Source organism: Collinsella sp. TF11-5AC, assembly GCF_003436775.1.
GTDB lineage: Bacteria > Actinomycetota > Coriobacteriia > Coriobacteriales > Coriobacteriaceae > Collinsella.
In genome coordinates, this window is the sequence record NZ_QSQO01000009.1 from 36,049 (window position 1) to 53,596 (window position 17,548).

At 60.1% G+C, this 17,548-nt stretch carries 14 protein-coding genes; 10 read left to right on the top strand and 4 right to left on the bottom strand.

Annotated features, from left to right (window positions below):
* Position 1: 1 nt before the first annotated feature.
* The 4 genes from rnc to ffh are packed head-to-tail and all read left to right on the top strand — an operon-like array spanning position 2 to position 6,677.
* Positions 2–727 carry a ribonuclease III gene (gene rnc / locus DXD16_RS05625; protein WP_117655403.1) on the top strand — a complete coding sequence of 242 codons (726 nt, stop codon included), beginning with the start codon at positions 2–4 and terminating at the stop codon, positions 725–727.
* A 10-nt stretch (positions 728–737) separates the two neighbouring features.
* Positions 738–4,274 (top strand): chromosome segregation protein SMC, encoded by a 3,537-nt coding sequence (smc, locus tag DXD16_RS05630; protein WP_117655404.1) that lies wholly within the window; start codon positions 738–740, stop codon positions 4,272–4,274.
* Complete coding sequence (ftsY, locus tag DXD16_RS05635; protein WP_089571706.1) at positions 4,274–5,191, top strand: signal recognition particle-docking protein FtsY; 918 nt, start codon at positions 4,274–4,276, stop codon at positions 5,189–5,191. Before smc ends, ftsY begins: the two co-directional genes overlap by 1 nt.
* Positions 5,192–5,201: 10 nt before the next feature.
* Positions 5,202–6,677 carry a signal recognition particle protein gene (gene ffh, locus DXD16_RS05640; RefSeq protein ID WP_117655405.1) on the top strand — a complete coding sequence of 492 codons (1,476 nt, stop codon included), beginning with the start codon at positions 5,202–5,204 and terminating at the stop codon, positions 6,675–6,677.
* A 120-nt stretch (positions 6,678–6,797) separates the two neighbouring features.
* Here ffh and DXD16_RS05645 read toward each other — a convergent pair whose 3' ends face one another.
* A complete protein-coding gene (locus DXD16_RS05645) occupies positions 6,798–7,562 on the bottom strand; it encodes a DUF134 domain-containing protein (protein ID WP_117655406.1) in 765 nt (254 codons plus the stop codon).
* Positions 7,563–7,728: 166 nt separating this feature from the next.
* Between DXD16_RS05645 and thyA the strand changes: the two genes are divergently transcribed.
* The 4 genes from thyA (at position 7,729) to DXD16_RS05665 (ending at position 11,604) form a co-directional block, all read left to right on the top strand.
* Positions 7,729–8,577 carry a thymidylate synthase gene (gene thyA / locus DXD16_RS05650; RefSeq protein ID WP_089571709.1) on the top strand — a complete coding sequence of 283 codons (849 nt, stop codon included), beginning with the start codon at positions 7,729–7,731 and terminating at the stop codon, positions 8,575–8,577.
* A gap of 9 nt (positions 8,578–8,586) precedes the next feature.
* On the top strand, positions 8,587–9,105 hold the full coding sequence (locus DXD16_RS05655; protein WP_117655407.1) for a dihydrofolate reductase: 519 nt from the start codon (positions 8,587–8,589) through the stop codon (positions 9,103–9,105).
* A 109-nt stretch (positions 9,106–9,214) separates the two neighbouring features.
* Positions 9,215–10,129 carry an RNA methyltransferase gene (locus tag DXD16_RS05660; protein WP_117655408.1) on the top strand — a complete coding sequence of 305 codons (915 nt, stop codon included), beginning with the start codon at positions 9,215–9,217 and terminating at the stop codon, positions 10,127–10,129.
* Positions 10,130–10,254: 125 nt separating this feature from the next.
* Positions 10,255–11,604 (top strand): MATE family efflux transporter, encoded by a 1,350-nt coding sequence (locus DXD16_RS05665; RefSeq protein WP_117655409.1) that lies wholly within the window; start codon positions 10,255–10,257, stop codon positions 11,602–11,604.
* Between the two features lie 32 nt (positions 11,605–11,636).
* On the opposite strand, the gene DXD16_RS05670 is transcribed toward DXD16_RS05665, so the two are convergent.
* Positions 11,637–12,122, bottom strand: coding sequence for a cob(I)yrinic acid a,c-diamide adenosyltransferase (locus DXD16_RS05670; protein ID WP_117635135.1), 486 nt, complete (start codon positions 12,120–12,122; stop codon positions 11,637–11,639).
* Between the two features lie 92 nt (positions 12,123–12,214).
* Between DXD16_RS05670 and ftsH the strand changes: the two genes are divergently transcribed.
* Positions 12,215–14,107: an ATP-dependent zinc metalloprotease FtsH gene (gene ftsH, locus DXD16_RS05675; RefSeq protein WP_199408124.1), complete on the top strand. Its 1,893-nt coding sequence runs from the start codon at positions 12,215–12,217 to the stop codon at positions 14,105–14,107.
* A 78-nt stretch (positions 14,108–14,185) separates the two neighbouring features.
* Complete coding sequence (locus DXD16_RS05680) at positions 14,186–14,647, top strand: DUF523 domain-containing protein (protein WP_117655410.1); 462 nt, start codon at positions 14,186–14,188, stop codon at positions 14,645–14,647.
* 547 nt (positions 14,648–15,194) lie between these two features.
* On the opposite strand, the gene DXD16_RS05690 is transcribed toward DXD16_RS05680, so the two are convergent.
* Together DXD16_RS05690 and DXD16_RS05695 are read right to left on the bottom strand one after the other, a co-directional pair.
* Positions 15,195–15,797: a Type 1 glutamine amidotransferase-like domain-containing protein gene (locus DXD16_RS05690; RefSeq protein ID WP_117655412.1), complete on the bottom strand. Its 603-nt coding sequence runs from the start codon at positions 15,795–15,797 to the stop codon at positions 15,195–15,197.
* A 514-nt stretch (positions 15,798–16,311) separates the two neighbouring features.
* The gene (locus DXD16_RS05695) at positions 16,312–17,394 is read right to left on the bottom strand and encodes an iron-containing alcohol dehydrogenase family protein (RefSeq protein WP_117655413.1); all 1,083 of its coding nucleotides are present in this window, start codon (positions 17,392–17,394) and stop codon (positions 16,312–16,314) included.
* Positions 17,395–17,548: the final 154 nt, after the last annotated feature.

Consider the following 17,548-nt stretch of genomic DNA (forward strand, 5'->3'; position numbering starts at 1 on the left):
CTTGGCTTTGTCTGAACGACTTACGCGTGCCCAGGAAATCCTGGGCCACGAGTTCAATAATAAGGTGCTGCTGCGCGCGGCGCTTACGCATCCCTCGGCAGTCGAGGGCCAGCCGGTTTCTGCCAGCTATGAGCGCCTTGAGTTCTTGGGTGATTCCATTTTGGGCGCCGTCGTCGCCCGTTCGCTCTTTGAGTCCTATCCGGAGTTTGACGAGGGCAAGCTCACGCGCCTGAAGGTGTCGCTTGTCTCGGGCGCCACGCTGTCCGAGGTTTCTCACGAGTTGGGCATCGACGACATCATCATCTTTGGTGCCTCCGAGACCGGTACCGGTGCGCGCGGCCTGCATTCGGCGCTCGAGAACGTCTACGAGTCGCTCGTGGGCGCGCTGTACCTGGACGCCGGCTGGGATGCCGCAGCGGAGTTTATCCACCGTACGCTTAAGCCACATTTGGCATCCGAGCGTGCCGAGCACCCTGCGAACCCCAAGTCGTATTTGCAGGAGTGCGTGCAGGCCGACGGCCACGAGCCTCCCGCGTACAAGCTGGTCGGCTCCGAGGGCCCTGCGCATGCGCCCACCTTTACCGCCGTGGTGTTGATCGATGGTATTCGCCAGGGTCGCGGCTCCGGCTCCTCAAAGAAGGAAGCCGAGGGAGCCGCTGCACTCGAGGCACTTGACCGCATGGGCTACACCACCAACGGCGTGATTCTCAACAAGAAGCCTGTTTAAGCGAGGAACCGTGTATCTCAAGTCCCTCACGCTCAAAGGGTTCAAGTCGTTTGCCGACCGCGCCCATATGACGTTTGAGCCGGGCCTGACCGTCATCGTCGGTCCCAACGGCTCGGGAAAATCGAACATCTCTGACTCGATTCTGTGGGTCCTGGGCGAGCAGAGCGCCAAGCAGCTGCGCGGCCAGGCCATGGAGGATGTCATCTTCTCGGGCTCGTCAGCGCGCAAGCCGGTGGGTGTCGCCGAGGTCACGCTGGTGCTCGATAACTCGGACCATATGCTGCCCGTCGACTTTGACGAGGTCGCCATCACCCGTCGTATGTATCGCTCGGGCGAAAGCGAGTACCTCATCAACTCGAGTCCGTGCCGCCTGATGGACATTCAGGACATCCTGCACGATTCGGGCTTGGGCAAGGATACGCATTCCATCATCAGCCAGGGCAAGCTCGACGCCATTTTGCAGAGCCGCCCCGAGGAGCGCCGCGCCCTCATCGAGGAGGCCGCCGGCATTTCCAAGCACAAACGCCGCAAGGAGCGTGCGCTCAAAAAGATTAAGTCGATGGACGAGCACCTGACGCGTGCCCGCGACATCAATAAGGAAATCGCCCGTCAGCTGCGACCTCTGGAGCGTCAGGTCGATCGTGCGCGCAAGTACAAAGAGCTGTCCTCGCGCGCGAACGAGCTTACGCAGATGCTAGCCGTCGACGAGCTGCGTTCGCTGCAGTCGCAGTGGAACGACTTGGAGAGCCGCTCCAAGGAAGGTGCCGCCGAGCTGGAGCTTGCGCAGTACCGCTTGGGCGAAAAGGAACGCGAGCTCGAGAAGCTCCAGGTCATGCTCGAGGAAAAGGGCCTGTTTGTGGGCGATCTGGGCGAGCAGCGCCGCCATATGCAAGACGTGGTCGGCCGCATTAACTCCGATATGCGCCTGCTCGAGGAAAAGGGCCACAACATGGTGTCGCGCCTGTCCGACATGCGCGGCCAGATCTCGAGCTCCGAGCATCAGCGTCGTCGCGTGGTAGAGGAGCTCGAGGACGCGCGTGCGCAGCTTGAGGAAGTGACCGGCGCGCACATGCAGGCCCAGGAGGACGTTGACGCCGCCGGACCTGCCGCCGCCGAGCTCCACGAGCGGCGCGTGACGCTCGACAATCAGATTTCGCAGCTTACGCATGAGCAACGCGATGTGCAGCGTGTGGCCGATAACGCGGCGCTCGAACTCGCCAAGGTGAAGGACTCGCTGAGCAACGCCGAGGTCGAGGACAACATGTATGCCTCGCGCCTGGAGCAGATCGATGACCAGCTCGAGGAAGTCACGGCCTCACTCGAGAGCCGTCGCTACCGCGCCGAGGAGCTTGAGGGTGCACTCGATCAGGCCCGTCAAGCCCAGATTGATGCGCGCGAGGCTACCGAGGTCGCCCGTGCAGCCCTTAAGGACTTGCGTGCCCGCGAGAGCGAGGCGCGCAACAAACTGTCCGAGGTGCGCTCGGAGCTTGCTAGCCAAAAGAAACTCGATGCCCGCATGGCCGACAGCTCGCCGCTCGTGAGCCGTCTGATGGGTGCGCTTGGCGATGATGTCTCGGGTCGTCTGGGCGACGTGCTCGAGGCCCCTCGTGAGCTCGAGGGCCTGGTGGAGCAGCTGCTTGCCGGCGATATCGATGCGCTGCTGTTCGACGATACGTCCGCGCTTGAGCGTGCCGGTCGTGCCGCTCTGGACCAGAAGAAGGCCTCGGGCGAGGCGCTGCTGGTGGCGCGCGGTGCGAGCGCCTCTGCTGCCGCTAAGGGCGCTGCCGGTTCCCGCCTGGTCGATCGCCTGTCCGTACGCGCCGGCTATGGCCCGGTTGTCGAGGCGCTGCTCGGCGGCTATTACGTTGTCGACGACTTGGCGGCTGCGCTGGCCGCGCCTGTCGTTGACGGCGTGACTTACGTGACCCCCGATGGCGCCCGCGTCGCCTGCGGCGGCCTGGTGCGTGTGGGCCTCGACGCCGGCGAGGCGTCGGGTGCCTTGGAGCGCAAGCGTCGCATTCGCGAGCTGGAGGGCCTGGAGCCCGATCTGGCTGCTGTGTTTGAGCATGTGTCGGATCAGGTCGTCGAGGCCAATGCGGCCGTCGAAGAGGCGCGTGCCGCTGAGGGCGATGCCGCCGGCGAGATCGCCCGTCTTGAGGGCGAGCGCCGCTCGCTGCTCTCCGAGATTGGCCGCCTGGAGCAAAGCGCCAACAACGCCGAGGTCGAGCGCGTGCGCATCTCCAAGCGCCGCGAGCAGGCCGCCGAGGCCGTTCGCGCTGCGCGCCCGCGCGTGGACGAGCTCACCCGCTCGCGTGACGAGGCCCGAGCGCAGGCAAGCGATCTTGGCCTTCAGATTGCCGAAGCCAACGACGAACTCGACCGCGTTCGCCGTGACGATTCCGAGGCCGCCGGCAAGCTCGCCGATGCCAAGGTCCGCCTGGCCCAGACGAGCGAGCGCCTTCGTTCTCTGAAGGGCCGCGTGCCCGATCTGGAGCATCGCCTGGAGGGCATCGACCGCCGTATCCGCGGAACACGCCAGGCCTCGCGCTCACTCGAGCTGCTGCGCCTGCGCGTCGATCCCATGCACGAGCGCTATTCGGCCCTGCTGGAGCGCGCGTCGGATTGGGCAGCGCGTCTGCGTGACCAGGCCTCTCTGGAGGAGGCGGACTCCGCTTCGCTCAAGAAGACCATCGAGGATGCCAAGGCAGAGGTTGCCCGCGCTAAGGAGAAGGTCGATACCGCCACCGCCACGCAAAACGAGTTTAAGGTCGCGCGTGGCAAGCTCGAGGTGCAGGTAGAGGCCGCCATTAAGGCCATTACCGCCGATGGCAACACGGTACTCGAGGAAGCGCTCATGCTTCCCGCGCCCACGGACCGCGATGCCGCCGAGCGCGAGCTCAACCAGCTTGTGCGCCAGATCAACAACCTTGGTCCCGTGAACCAAGTTGCCATGGAGGAGTACGAGCAGCTCAAGCGCCGCGCCGATTACATCGAGGAGCAGCTGGCCGATCTGGAGAGCGCGCGTAAGGCGCTCACCAAGATCACGGTGGCTATTGATCGCAAGATGCGCAAGGCGTTCCTTGTGACGTTTGAGAAGGTCGACGCGAACTTCCGCGAGATCTTCGCTATGCTGTTCCCGGGTGGCCAGGCTCATCTGGAGATGACCGATCCTGAGCATCCGGCCGAGACGGGTATCGAGGTCGTGGCGCAGCCGCGCGGCAAGCGCATCACCAAGATGATGCTCATGTCGGGCGGCGAGAAGAGTCTGACGGCACTCGCCCTGCTCTTTGCCGTGTACCGCACGCGCACGGTGCCGTTCTATGTGCTGGACGAGGTCGAGGCGGCACTTGACGACGCCAACCTGTCCAAGCTCATCGGCGCGCTCGACGTGTTGCGTTCCGATACGCAGCTCTTGGTCATTTCGCATCAGCGCCGTACTATGGAGGACGCTGACGTTCTCTATGGCGTCTCGATGCAAGCCGACGGCGTCAGCCGCGTCGTCTCGCAAAAACTCGATCGCGAAACCGGAAAGGTCGTGAATGCATAATGGGATTCTTTGACGCTCTCTCGCGCGGACTTGAGCGCAGCCGCGAGGCCCTCAACGAGGTCTTCTACTTTGGCGGCGAGGTCGACGAGGACTTTTGGGAGGACCTTGAGGATACCCTCGTTATGGGTGACATGGGCGCCGAGGTCGCCATTCAGGTCTCCGATGATCTGCGCGAGACGGCCGCCAAGAAGAACCTCAAGACCGCCCCGCAGCTCCGTCGCGCCCTGGCTGAGCAGCTCGAGCAGCATTTTGTGCCCGCCGAGCGCGATCCGTTCTCCGACACGCCGAGCTGCGTGCTGTTTGTAGGCATTAACGGCGCCGGCAAGACCACGACGGTCGGCAAGATCGCGAGCGCCATGGCCGCCCGCGGCAAGAATGTCGTGATCGGTTCTGCCGATACCTTCCGCGCCGCCGCCATCGAGCAGCTCGATGTGTGGGGTCAGCGCGCCGGCGTCCCCGTCATCAAGCGCGATCGCGGCTCCGACCCGGCAAGTGTTTGCTACGACGTGCTCGATGAGGCCGATAAGCGCGGCAGCGACCTGGTGCTGATCGACACCGCCGGCCGCCTGCACACGAGCCCCGAGCTCATGCGCGAGCTTGCCAAGGTGGTTAACGTGACGCGTAAGCGCGCCGCCAATATGGCCGCCGGCCCCATGCCCGTCTCGGTCGTGCTCGTGATCGATGCCGCCACCGGCCAGAACGGTCTGAACCAGGCGCTCGAGTTTAACGAGGCGCTGGGTCTGGACGGTATCATCATGACGAAGCTCGACGGTACGGCAAAGGGCGGCATCGCCATGGCCGTGGCCGAGAAGCTCAAGCTCCCGATTCTGCGCGTGGGCGTGGGCGAGCAGGTCGATGACCTACAGGAGTTCAATGCCAAAGATTTCTGCCGCGCCCTGGTGGGCGAGTCCAATTAAGGAGTGACTAGTGTTTGATTCTCTGAGCGATCGCCTCAATGACACATTTGACCGCCTGCGCGGCAAGGGTAAGCTGACCGAGGCCGACATCACCTCGGCCATGCGCGATATTCGCATGGCGCTGCTCGAAGCCGACGTCAACTTTAAGGTTGTCAAGGAGTTCGTCGCCAAGACCAAGGAGCGCTGCATGACCGCAGAGGTCATGGAGTCGCTGTCGCCGGCGCAAAACGTCGTCAAGATCGTGCTCGACGAGCTCACTGAGATGCTCGGCTCCACCGAGAGCAAGCTCGTCTTTAGCAACCGTATCCCCAACGTCATCATGCTCGTGGGCCTGCAGGGCTCCGGTAAGACCACGGCGGCCGTAAAGCTGGCCTACCTGCTCAAGAAGCAGGGCCGCTCGCCGCTGCTCGCCGCGTGCGACGTCTACCGTCCCGCCGCAGCCGACCAGCTAGCCACGCTTGGCGGAGAGATCGGCGTGCCGGTCTTCCGTGGCGACGGTGCACACCCGGTCGACATCGCCAAGGGCGCTATTCAGGAGGCCGTCGACCACCTGCGTGACGTGGTCATCGTCGATACCGCCGGTCGTTTGCAGATCGACGAGCAGATGATGCAGGAAGCCGTGGACATCAAGAAGGCCGTCAAGCCCGATCAGGTGCTGATGGTCGTCGATGCCATGACCGGCCAGGATATCGTCAACGTCGTCTCGACCTTCGCCGAGCGCACCGACTTTGACGGCGTGATCATCTCCAAGCTCGACGGCGATGCCCGTGGCGGTGGCGCACTTTCGGTGCGCCAGGTGACCGGCAAGCCCATCAAGTTTGTGAGCATGGGCGAGAAGCCCGATTCGCTGGAGCCGTTCTACCCCGACCGTATGGCCAAGCGAATCTTGGGCATGGGCGACGTCGTCGGCATCATCGAGAAGGCCCAGGAGGCCGCCGATGCCGAGCAGCTCGAGGCCGCCGAGCGCATGCTGCGCGAGGGCTTTACCATGAACGACATGCTCGACCAGATGAAAGCCGTTAAGAAGATGGGCGGCATGAAGGGCATTCTCGGCATGCTCCCCGGTGGCCAGCGCGCGCTCAACCAGATGGGCGGCAACCTGGACGAGGGCATCTTCGACAAGAACGAGGCCATCATTATGTCGATGACCAAGGAGGAACGCCTGCGCCCCTCCATCATCAACGGCCAGCGCCGCGCCCGCATTGCCAAGGGAGCCGGCGTAACCCCCACCGAGGTCAACGGCCTTATGAAGCAGTGGGGCGAGATGAATAAGATGATGGGCCGCATGCGCACGATGGCCAATCAGGCACAGGCCGGCGGCAAAAAGGGCAAAAAGGGTAAGAAGGGCAAGAAGATGCGCATGCCCAATATCCCCGGCCTGGATGCTATGGGTCTGGGCGGCATGGGCGGCTTGGGAATGGGCGGTCCCAAGTCCGATATGGAGCTGCTGCGCCAGATGGAAGCGCAGATGCGCAATAAGAAATAGAGCTGTAATTCCAGCTTGATATGGCAAAGGCCGCTCGGAAGCTACCGGGTGGCCTTTGCTGTTGGCTTTGTTTGTTGGGTTGCGTTTGGCGTCGCGCCCCGAGCTCGCGGTGCCGTGCCGTTAGTGGCAGCCGCAGCCCTCGTGGCCCTCGTGCTCGTGATGGCCGTGGCAGCCGCAGGAATCGCCATGCTCGTGAGTGTGCTCGTGGTCGTGGCCGTGGCAGCCGCACGTGGCCTCGCCGTTCTGTGCGAGCGTGCCGGCGATAAGGGCCTCGACGCAAGCGTCGCAGCTGCCTTGGGCACCCGCGTATACCGTGATGCCGGCTTGGGCAAGCGCGTTGATAGCGCCACCGCCGATGCCGCCGCAGATGAGCGTGTCCACGCCGCCGTTGGCGAGCAGGCCCGCAAGGGCACCGTGGCCGGTGCCGCCGGTGCCCACGACCTGCTCGCTGAGCACCTTGCCGTCCTGAATGTCGTAGATCTTGAACTGCTCGCTGCGGCCAAAGTGCATAAAGATGTTGCCGTTGTCATACGTGGTTGCCACTCTCATGGTGCCGATCTCCTTTGCTGGCCATACGGCCGTCGTTGTGGTGATGGGGGAGTACGCGATATTGCCGCCCTCGATGATGAGCGCCCGACCATTGACCAGCGCATTTGCCACCTTGCGATGCGCTCGGCTGCAAATTGCCGCCACCGTGGCGCGCGCGATGCCCATGTGCTTTGCGACGGCCTCCTGATTGAGGCCTTCCAGGTCGCATAGCCGCAGGACCTCGAGTTCGTCGACCGTCATGTCGATGGCCTCTCCGCTGGCAAGGCCATCGGGGGTAAAACCGCGATATTCGGGGATGATCCCGACGCGGCGCAATTTTTCACGTCTTCCTGCCATACACTCTCCATATCTGACATATGTCAACAATAGAATAACGACCGTGCGGATTTACGCAAGGAATTTCTGGCATATGTCAGAAAATGAGGGCTTATGTTAGGGCTGTGGGGCCGCTTGCGCCTGGGCTACAATGAATCTCGCTTATAGGCGACTGACAGGAGGGTCAATGAGCAAGGCTGATCAACAGTTTGTAGCCATGTGCCGCGATATTCTGGACCATGGCACCACCACCGAGGGCCAAAAGGTCCGCCCGGTGTGGGAGGACGGCACCCCTGCCTATACCATTAAAAACTTTGGCGTCACGGCACGCTACGACCTGCGTGAGGAGTTTCCGGCGCTTACCCTGCGTCGTACGGCCCTCAAATCTGCCATGGATGAGATCCTATGGATCTATCAAAAGAAGTCCAATAACGTGCATGACCTCAACAGCCATATTTGGGATGAGTGGGCCGACGAGACCGGCTCCATCGGCAAGGCCTACGGGTATCAGATTGGGCAGAAGAGCCATTATGCCGAGGGTGACTTCGATCAGATGGACCGTGTGCTGTACGACCTCAAGAACACGCCGTACAGCCGCCGCATTATGACGAATACCTACGTGTTTAGCGACCTGTCCGAGATGCACCTGTATCCGTGCGCCTACAGCGTGACGTATAACGTGACGCAGCGCCCGCAGGATGATAAACCGACGCTCAACATGATTCTCAACCAGCGCAGCCAGGACATTTTGGCTGCGAACAACTGGAATGTGTGCCAGTACGCCATTTTGCTGATGATGGTCGCGCAGTCGGTCGATATGATTCCCGGCGAGTTGCTGCATGTGATTGCCGATGCCCACATTTACGACCGTCATGTCGATATCGTCCGCGAGCTTATCGAGCGTCCGCAGTTTGCCGCGCCTAAGGTAACGCTTAACCCCGATGTGCATGACTTCTATGCGTTTACGACCGACGACCTGATTGTCGAGGGCTATGAGCACGGCCCGCAGGTCAAGAACATCCCCATTGCGGTGTAGGTGACGCGCATGACGTGTAAGCTTTCTGCCATTGTCGCCGTGTGCGATGACTGGGGTATTGGGTGCGAGGGCGACATGGTGGTGTCCAACCGTGCCGACATGCGTCATTTTGTGGCGTGCACCAAAGGTTGCCCGGTTATTATGGGGCGCAAGACCCTGCTGAGTTTTCCCGGCGCACGACCGCTCAAGAACCGCCGCAATATCGTGCTCACGCGCGATGAGGACTTTGCTCCCGAGGGCGTCGACGTGGTGCATAGTATCGACGAAGCGCTTGCCGCGGTTGCCGATGAACCCGTTGCCTGGGTAATCGGCGGCGGCGAGGTATATCGACAGTTTTTGCCGTATTGCGTGGAGGCCGAGGTTACGCATAACCATTGCGTGCATGACGTGGATACGTACTTTCCCGATTTGGATGCCGATCCCGCGTGGGAGATTGCGCGGCGTGACGGTGTTGCCACGATTGCCTCGGGCGAGGGAGACGAGGGTGTCGATTATGAGTTCGTGACGTATCGTCGCGTTGAGGCGTAAATCGTCTGGCGTGAACGGTATCATCGGGTTGTTTGAATGCATGGGGCGGCGCTTAGCGTCGCCTCGTTTGGTATAGATGTGCTGTAAAGAAGGGTGCGGGCTGGCTGCTATGACTGATGCCGTTGAGGTGCTGCGAATCGATTCGCTCGAGGACGAGCGGCTCGATGCCTACGTGCGACTGACCGAGCGTGAGCTTCGCTGCGTGCTGGAGCCGCAGAAGGGCATTTTTATCGCCGAGAGTGCCAAGGTCATCGAGCGTGCGGTTCGCGCCGGATACCAGCCGGTGAGCTTTCTTCTGGGCGAGCGCTGGCTCGACCAGATGATGCCGCTGTTTGAGCGCCTGATTGTGCGCGAGGGCGCGGGTCCGGTTCCTGTGTTCGTTGCCTCCATGGAGCTTATGGAGCAGCTGACGGGCTTCAATGTGACGCGCGGTGCGCTCGCGGCATTCCGTCGTCCACGTCAGATTCCGGTAGCCGAGTTCTTGGGTGGCGTCGTCGATGCGGCGGGGGAACGCCCGGTGCGCGTGTGCGTGCTCGAGGGCATTGTCGACCACACCAACGTCGGCGCGATTTTCCGCTCGGCGGCTGCGCTGAACGTCGATGGCATTTTGGTGAGCCCTACGTGCTGCGATCCGCTGTACCGTCGCTCGGCCCGCGTGAGCATGGGCACGGTGTTCCAGGTGCCCTGGACACGCATTGGCAGCGAAGCGCGCGTATGGCCGCATGATGGGCTGGCGGCGCTACACGATGCCGGCTTTTCGTGTGCCGCTATGGCGTTGACGGATGATTCGGTGTCGCTGGACGATCCCGCGCTCCAGGAGATTGACCGCCTGGCAATCTTTATGGGCACCGAGGGTGCTGGCTTGGGCGCCAAGACCATTGCAGGCTGCGACCGCGCCGTGCGTATTCCGATGGCACATGGGGTCGATTCACTCAACGTGGCCGCGGCAAGCGCTGTTGCCTTTTGGCAGCTGTGCCCGCATGTGAGCAACGAGTACCACTACCAGCCGGGGCTGTATCACTAGGCAGATAGTTAGCACCGGGCTCTGGTTCGGGGCGTTTCGGCCGACGTCGGTCGGTGCTAAGCTGGTATTGGCTTTGGTCTTAAATTGCCGTTTTGTTGTTTGACGTACGCTGGTGGGGAGGGCGTGTGGCTAAGAAATCTACGGCTATCGATGTAACGCAGGGTGTCATTTGGCAACAGCTGCTGTCGCTGTGCGTCCCTATCTTCTTTAGCTCGTTTTTTCAGCAGGCTTACACGCTTATTGGTACGTATATCGTCGGCCAGTTTGGCGGCAAGCTCGCGCTGGGTGGCATTCAAGCCACGATGGTGCTCACCGAGCTCTGCATTGGCTTTTGCGTTGGCGTTGGCGCTGGCTGCGCGGTCATTACCGGTCAGTATTTTGGTCGGCACGATGATGAGCGATTGAGTCGTTCGGTCCATACGGCCATGACGCTCGCGCTGGTGGGCGGTATCGTTTTCTCGATTCTTGGCATAGTGTTCGTTGAGCCCATGCTGGTACTTATGAACACGCCGCATGAACTATTGGCCGAGGGCGTGGCCTATGCTCGTTGCTATTTTGCCGCCATGGTTGCGGCGCTGCTGCTTAATATGGGAACCGCACTGCTGCGTGCCGTGGGGGATACGCGCGGTCCCGCTGTGATCATTGCCTCTGGCTGCCTTGTTAACGTGGTGCTGGATATCATCTTTGTTGCTGTGTTGCATATGGAGGCGCTGGGCTGCGGCATCGCGGTAGCGCTGACCATTTGCTCCAATGCAACGATGATCGTGTTGCGCATGATGCGCGCTCCGGGTGCATGGCGTCTTTCGCTGTCTAAGCTCGGCATCGATCGCGGTATTTGTAAGAGTATGATCTCGTGCGGTCTGCCACTCGGTTTTCAATCGGCTGCCTATTCGATCTCGAACGTGCTGATCCAGATGTCGGTCAACTCGTTTGGTGCCGATGTCACCACGGCATGGGGTCTATCTGGGCGCCTGGATGGCATTATCTGGATGGTGACCGAGGCGCTCGGCGTATCGATCACTACGTTCTCGGCGCAGAACTTTGGCGCGCGTAATTACGAGCGCATGCGCAAGGGCTACCACACGTCGCTCGTGCTTTCGTTTGCGCTGATCGGTGGCCTCTCTGCCGTGCTGATGGTGTTCTCGGGCCCGTTGTCGCGTCTGTTTGTCGACGATGCTTCGATTTCGGCGTACACCACGACGATTCTTCATTTCATCGCGCCGTTCTACGCGATCTTCTCGATTATCGAAAATGCGTCGGGCTCCATTCGCGGCGCCGGCGTGAGCTTGCAGCCCATGCTGCTCACGATTTTTGGCACCGTCGTGCTCAGGGTGATCTGGGTGTTTGCGATTATGCCGTTCGATCCGTCGCTTGAGCACCTGCTGCTGGTTTACCCCGTAACCTGGCTCATCACGGCCACGATGTTTACCATCTACCACCACAGCGGCAACTGGCTCGGCCGCGCCACCGCCTAATGATCCGTTTTCCTCCGTCCCCTTCGGATCATTTAGTATTCGATGCCTTGGCGGGCTAGGAGGCCTTCGTCGAAGTAGTGTTTGACGGGGCGCATTTCGGTAACTAGGTCGGCAAGGTCGGCGAGGGGCAGCAGGCCGCGGCCGGTGAGCACGAGCTCCGTGGTGGTTGGTTTCATCGCGATCAACGCTTCGACATCTTCGCGCGTCACAAAGCCCCGTCGCATGGCCTCGCCGAGTTCATCCAAAATCAGAACGTCGACCTGTGATATCTGCTCGCGCGCCAGCTCCATGATCTGTGCAGCGCAGGCTTCGGGTGTGTCGCGGTTGGCTTGTACGATGCGTAGCCCCAATCGAGGAGCTGCGTCATGTTCGGCGCAGTGCAGCTTCTTGGCAAACTGAAGCATGAGTACGTTAAGTCCATAGCCCGTGGCGCGCAGCGCGAGCCCCAGCGCAGCCGTCGTCTTGCCCTTGCCGTCGCCCGTATAGATTTGAACCTTGCCGACTCCCAGTGATGCCATCTCTGTCCTTTCGTGCCCGGCGTCGGTTTATCGCCGTCCGGGTTGGGTATTCTAGAAAACATTATCAACCCCAGTAGATGGAGTTCAAGCAGATGGAGATGGATGACAATAAACGTAGACGGAATATGATCCTCTACGTGCTCATCGCCTTCGTCGTCTACCTCGTGCTCTCGACCGTTCTGTTCCCCAACATCGGTCACACGCAGCAGATTACGAAGACCGATTACTCGACGTTTGTCAAAGCGCTCGATAAGAAGAGCGTCGACAAGGTCGAGTACAACACGGACGATTACACGATTTATTACACCAAGAAGGGCGAGGACGAGAATATCGCCTACAAGACGACCGGTGTGCCGAATGACGCGGGCTTTACCGATCGCGTGCTTGAGTCCGGTGCTTCGCTTGAGTCGGTCGTTCCCGATAAGAACTCGGGCCTGATGACCTACTACCTGCTCACCCTCATTCTTCCCATGGTGATTTTCTTCCTGATTGGCTGGTGGCTCAACCGCCGCATGAAGAAGGCCATGGGTGATGACGGTCCGTCGATGAACTTTGGCGGCGGTGGTTTTGGCGGCGGTGGACTGGGCAAGTCCGGCGCGCGCGTGATCGCCTCCAAGGACGTGGGCGTGACCTTTAAGGATGTCGCCGGCCAGGAAGAGGCCAAGGAGTCCCTCAAGGAGGTCGTCGACTTTCTGGAGAAGCCGCAGCGCTACGAGGAGATCGGCGCCAAACTGCCACGCGGCGCTCTCCTTGTCGGCCCTCCGGGTACCGGTAAAACCCTGCTCGCCAAGGCTGTGGCCGGCGAGGCGGGCGTGCCGTTCTTTAGTATTTCTGGTTCTGAGTTTGTTGAGATGTTTGTCGGCCGCGGCGCCGCTAAGGTTCGCGACCTGTTTAAGCAGGCCAAGGAAAAGGCCCCGTGCATCGTCTTTATCGACGAGATCGATACCATCGGTAAGAAGCGCGATGGCGGCGGCTTTAGTGGCAACGACGAGCGCGAGCAGACGCTCAATCAGCTGCTGACCGAGATGGATGGATTCGATAACCACAAGGGTATCGTCGTCCTCGCTGCGACCAACCGTCCCGACAGCCTTGATCCGGCCCTGCTGCGCCCCGGCCGCTTTGACCGCCGCATCCCCGTTGAGCTGCCCGACCTGACCGGCCGCAAGAACATCCTCGAGCTGCACGCCAAGAGCGTTAAGACGCAGCCCCCGATCGATCTGACCGCGATCGCCCGCGCCACGCCCGGTGCTTCGGGTGCCGATCTGGCCAACATCATCAACGAGGGCGCCCTGCGCGCCGTCCGCGAGGGTCGCAAACGCGCGACTCAGGATGACTTTGAGGAGTCGGTGGAGGTCGTCATCGCCGGCCAGCAGCGTAAGTCCACGGTGCTGTCCGACCACGAGAAGCAGGTCGTCTCCTACCACGAGATCGGCCACGCCATCGTTGCCGCACGCCAGAAGGGCTCGGCACCGGTTACCAAGATCACGATCGTTCCCCGTACGAGCGGCGCTCTGGGCTACACCATGCAGGTCGAGGAGGACGAGCGCTTCCTGACCACGCGCCAGGAGGTGCTGGACAAGCTCGCCGTCTATTGCGGTGGCCGTGCTGCCGAGGAGCTCATCTTTGGTGAGATGACGACCGGCGCGGCCAACGACATCGAGCAGGCCACCAAGCTCGCCCGTAACATGGTGACGCGCTTTGGTATGTCCGATGAGTTTGGCATGATGGCGCTCGGTACCGTCCAGAATGCGTACCTCAACCAGGACACGTCGCTTACCTGCGCTCCCGGTACGGCGGAGCGTGTGGACGCGATTGTCGCCAAGCTGATTGAGGATGCGCACGATCGTGCCCTGCAGATCCTCAAGGAGAACAAGTTTAAGCTCCACGAGCTGGCTCGTTATCTGTACAAGAAGGAGACGATCACGGGCGAGGAGTTTATGAATCTTCTCACGCGCGAGAATCCGCTGATGCCAAAGCAGCAGTAACACTAGTTGCGCTGTGTCAATCGCCCCATTTGAGTGTCCATCTCAAATGGGGCGATTTTGCGTGAGGAGAGTTGTTATATGAAGATCGTGGTAAGTGCCTGCTTGATGGGCGAGAGCTGCAAGTATAACGGGCTCGACAATTACCATCGCGAGCTGGTTGAGGCTTGCGAGCGCACGGGGATCGAGGTCCTGTTGGTATGCCCGGAGGTCTTTGGCGGCCTTCCCACACCGCGCAAGCCGTCCGAGATTGTGAGCGGCGAGGTCCGTACCTGCGAGGGCGTCTCAGTCGATCGCGAGTTTCGCCTGGGTGCCCAACGTGCGCTCGATATGTGTGAGCAGGCAGGCGGCCCGTCCGAGATCGCTGCGTGCGTCTTGCAGGATCGTAGCCCCTCGTGCGGTGCGGGTCGCGTCTACGATGGCACCTTTAGCGGTACGCTCACCGTGGGCAACGGTATTTTTGTCGACCTGCTGCTGCGCCACGGGTACCGTGTGATTCCGGCTAGCGAGTTCGATCCCAGCATGCTGGAACATTGTCCATAGCACTCGAACCCAACACTTCCTCACGGGTGACCGTTTTGGCATCATCCGTGAAGTTGATATTGAGTACGACCCGGTCATCAAGGACGTAGACCGAGTTGACAGGCGCCGCACCCAGGCAGCCCCTCCCCGCGGCCCTCGCGCAGGAACGCGTACACGGTCCTCTCGTCTCTTGCGCCCCCCGGAACTGTCCACATCAGTGTAGCCAATCCAGTCCGCCAAGGGCTGCAGCCCGGACAACGCGGCGATGGAGGGCTTCTTCGGCCTGCTCAAGAAGGAGTTCTGGCATGGCAGGGACTGGTCGGACTGGACCCCGCCCGCTTCATCGAGGAGCTCGGGGGCTGGATCGGCCGATACAATACGGAGAGGCGCAGCGATGCGCTCGGTGGCCGCTCGCCGGCCGAGTTCCGCTCCGCGCTGGGAAGGGCCGCGTAACGGTCCAAGAAATCGTCCGCAGTTCCCATTCCTGCCCCTTTGGGACAGCTTCTTGTTGGGGCTTGCCCGCCCCAAACCCTGCTAGGAACGAGTACAGCAAACTGGAATTATCAAATTAGTCTTTGCAAATAACCTTTGAACCTTCACCATCAATTACAATTCCCTGACGGTTGTTAATTGGGCATAGATTCAAATCCGAAAACTCAGTCATTATTTTCTCGGTAGCTTTCTTAAATGGTGCTGTAAGATAATGCGGAACTATATAGAAATCAATCAAATCAAGCCCTGCATCATCTTCCTGTGAGTAGTCCTCCGGCTTTTCATCCATTTGCTCGATATATTGGATGCTTGGAGCGCATACAATCGCACCTGCCGATTCACCAATCATCAGTTTTCCCTTTGCCAATTCTTTCTTCAACAGCTCATCCGTTCCCGTTTTACGGAGCTGGTCTATAAGGAAAAAAGAATTTCCGCCGGTAAAATAGATCACATCCGCATCTTCAAAAAGAGACTGTATCGTTGAATAAGCCTCCGTTGAAATATCAATTTCAGTTACGATTGCTCCCAACTTTTTGAATAATTTTCGAGCCGAGCCGACATAACCGGTGTAGCCTTCACGCAGCGAAGCTGTTGAAATAAATGCGACTCTTTTATTTTCAATTTCTTCCTTTATCAGACTTCCTACACTTGAAAAGTGAGAACATAAAAACAGTTTCATCAATATTCTCCTTTATATCTAAATTCTTATTTGTTGAACTAAGCCGTGTATACCATACTCTCCAATGAAAGAACGCCCTGATATAGCGAAATTTTGCCGTTTTCCTGCGTACGTGTGTACACACTCCACAGGAATTCTAAGGGGCCTGCCCCCTTAGCACACGGACTTTGGAACAAAGTCTAGTGTGTTATGCCTTGCCAGAGGTGTACAGGCTCCCGGTATGCACGTACGAAGCAATTGCCATCAATGCGCCATATAAGTGGCGATCAAGTTCGCATAAAGCGACCTTGATCCCGCAAAACAAAAGGCAGGATACCATCACCACGATGATACCCTGCCTCTGTTCGTTCCTGTTTACCGTTCCGAGTAGTCCTTCCGCAGAATTTCCGATAAACAAAAAACGTACCCGAACCCTTTCTCGTAAAGAATCGGGTTCGAGTACGAACTGAATGCTGGAGCAATAAAAAACCACCAGAAAGGTGCCTGTCCCCTTTGTGGTGGTTTTGGGCCAGTCCTAGAGCGTGTGGCCGTAAGCGTCGGCAGCCTTGATGGCGGCGGCGAACTTTTCGTCGGTGAAGGGCTCGGGGTTTCCCTGCTTCCACTCGTTGGTGGCGTGCGCGAACTCGCACAGGGCGGGGATGTCGGCCTCGGAAAGGCCGACCTGCTCAAGCGTCACGGGCAGCCCCATCTGCTTGTTAAAGGCGGCGTAGCGCTCAAGGTTCTCGGTATCGCCCGTATAGGCAAACAGCACGAGCACGCCCAGGCTCACGACCTCGCCGTGCAGGTAGGAGCCCTCGCGCGGGATGCTGCACGTGGCGTTGTAGAACGCATGCGCCACGCTCGAGTTGTAGTAGTAATCGTTTTGGTTAGTCAGGTTGGAGACATAGCCCGTGTTGACCACGATGTCGAGCGCGATCTGCTTGACGGCTTCGGTCGACAGGTTCTGGCGAACGTCCTCAAGACCCTGCACGCCATAGGTAAACAGCGGCTCGGAGCAGGTGTGTGCGAGCGCCAGGCCAAGACCTGCGGTGTGCTCCAGGTTGCCGGCGCTCGTGGCGTACTCGACCTCGGGCTGCTTGGACAGGGCATCGCCCACGCCCGCCCAGAAGTACTCCGCCGGAGCCTCGGCGATGATCTTGGGGTTGATGAAGATGTGCGCGGGGCGGTTTGGGTACGAATAGCCCTCGAGCGAGCCGTCGTCGTTGTAGACAACGGCAATGGCGGTCGCGGCCGAGCAGTTGGAGCAGATCGTCGGTACCGTAAAGACGATCTTCTTGAGCTCGATGGCCGCTGTCTTGACGGTGTCGAGCGCCTTGCCGCCGCCGCATGCGATGAGCACATCGGCTTCTTGGCAGGCAGGGGAGTTCACAACCTTGGCGATATTGGCGCGCGTACTGTTGGTGCCGTAGACGCGCGTCTCCAGAATCTCGACGTCGGTGCCCTCCAGCGCCGCTTCGATACCGGGAAGCGCCGCTGCCAGTGCTCGTTTACCACCGATAATCGCGACCTTGGTCGCTCCGTACTCGTCCAGTGCGCCGGGCAGCTCGTCAAAGCAGTCCTCGCCGACGGTGTAGTCGCTCATTCCAATCGTGCGCATAGCAGCCTTCTTTCGTTAGATAAAGTGCTTTCAGGTATTTTGCTCCAAGAGAAGGCTCACTGCCGCGAGAAATTTCGAACGTATAAAACCAGTGTTGAGGGTTTTTTGCCGGCGTTGACCGTGCTACCATACAGCGCATAAGCGTTGATGGGGA

What these genes read in the sequence shown, in the direction of transcription:
- ftsY (WP_089571706.1), top strand. Translation starts at nt 4,274, where the DNA reads ATGGGATTCTTTGACGCTCTCTCGCGCGGACTTGAGCGCAGCCGCGAG.
- DXD16_RS05645 (WP_117655406.1), bottom strand. Translation starts at nt 7,562, where the DNA reads ATGGCAGGAAGACGTGAAAAATTGCGCCGCGTCGGGATCATCCCCGAA.
- thyA (WP_089571709.1), top strand. Translation starts at nt 7,729, where the DNA reads ATGAGCAAGGCTGATCAACAGTTTGTAGCCATGTGCCGCGATATTCTG.
- DXD16_RS05655 (WP_117655407.1), top strand. Translation starts at nt 8,587, where the DNA reads ATGACGTGTAAGCTTTCTGCCATTGTCGCCGTGTGCGATGACTGGGGT.
- DXD16_RS05660 (WP_117655408.1), top strand. Translation starts at nt 9,215, where the DNA reads ATGACTGATGCCGTTGAGGTGCTGCGAATCGATTCGCTCGAGGACGAG.
- DXD16_RS05670 (WP_117635135.1), bottom strand. Translation starts at nt 12,122, where the DNA reads ATGGCATCACTGGGAGTCGGCAAGGTTCAAATCTATACGGGCGACGGC.
- ftsH (WP_199408124.1), top strand. Translation starts at nt 12,215, where the DNA reads ATGGAGATGGATGACAATAAACGTAGACGGAATATGATCCTCTACGTG.
- DXD16_RS05680 (WP_117655410.1), top strand. Translation starts at nt 14,186, where the DNA reads ATGAAGATCGTGGTAAGTGCCTGCTTGATGGGCGAGAGCTGCAAGTAT.
- DXD16_RS05690 (WP_117655412.1), bottom strand. Translation starts at nt 15,797, where the DNA reads ATGAAACTGTTTTTATGTTCTCACTTTTCAAGTGTAGGAAGTCTGATA.
- DXD16_RS05695 (WP_117655413.1), bottom strand. Translation starts at nt 17,394, where the DNA reads ATGCGCACGATTGGAATGAGCGACTACACCGTCGGCGAGGACTGCTTT.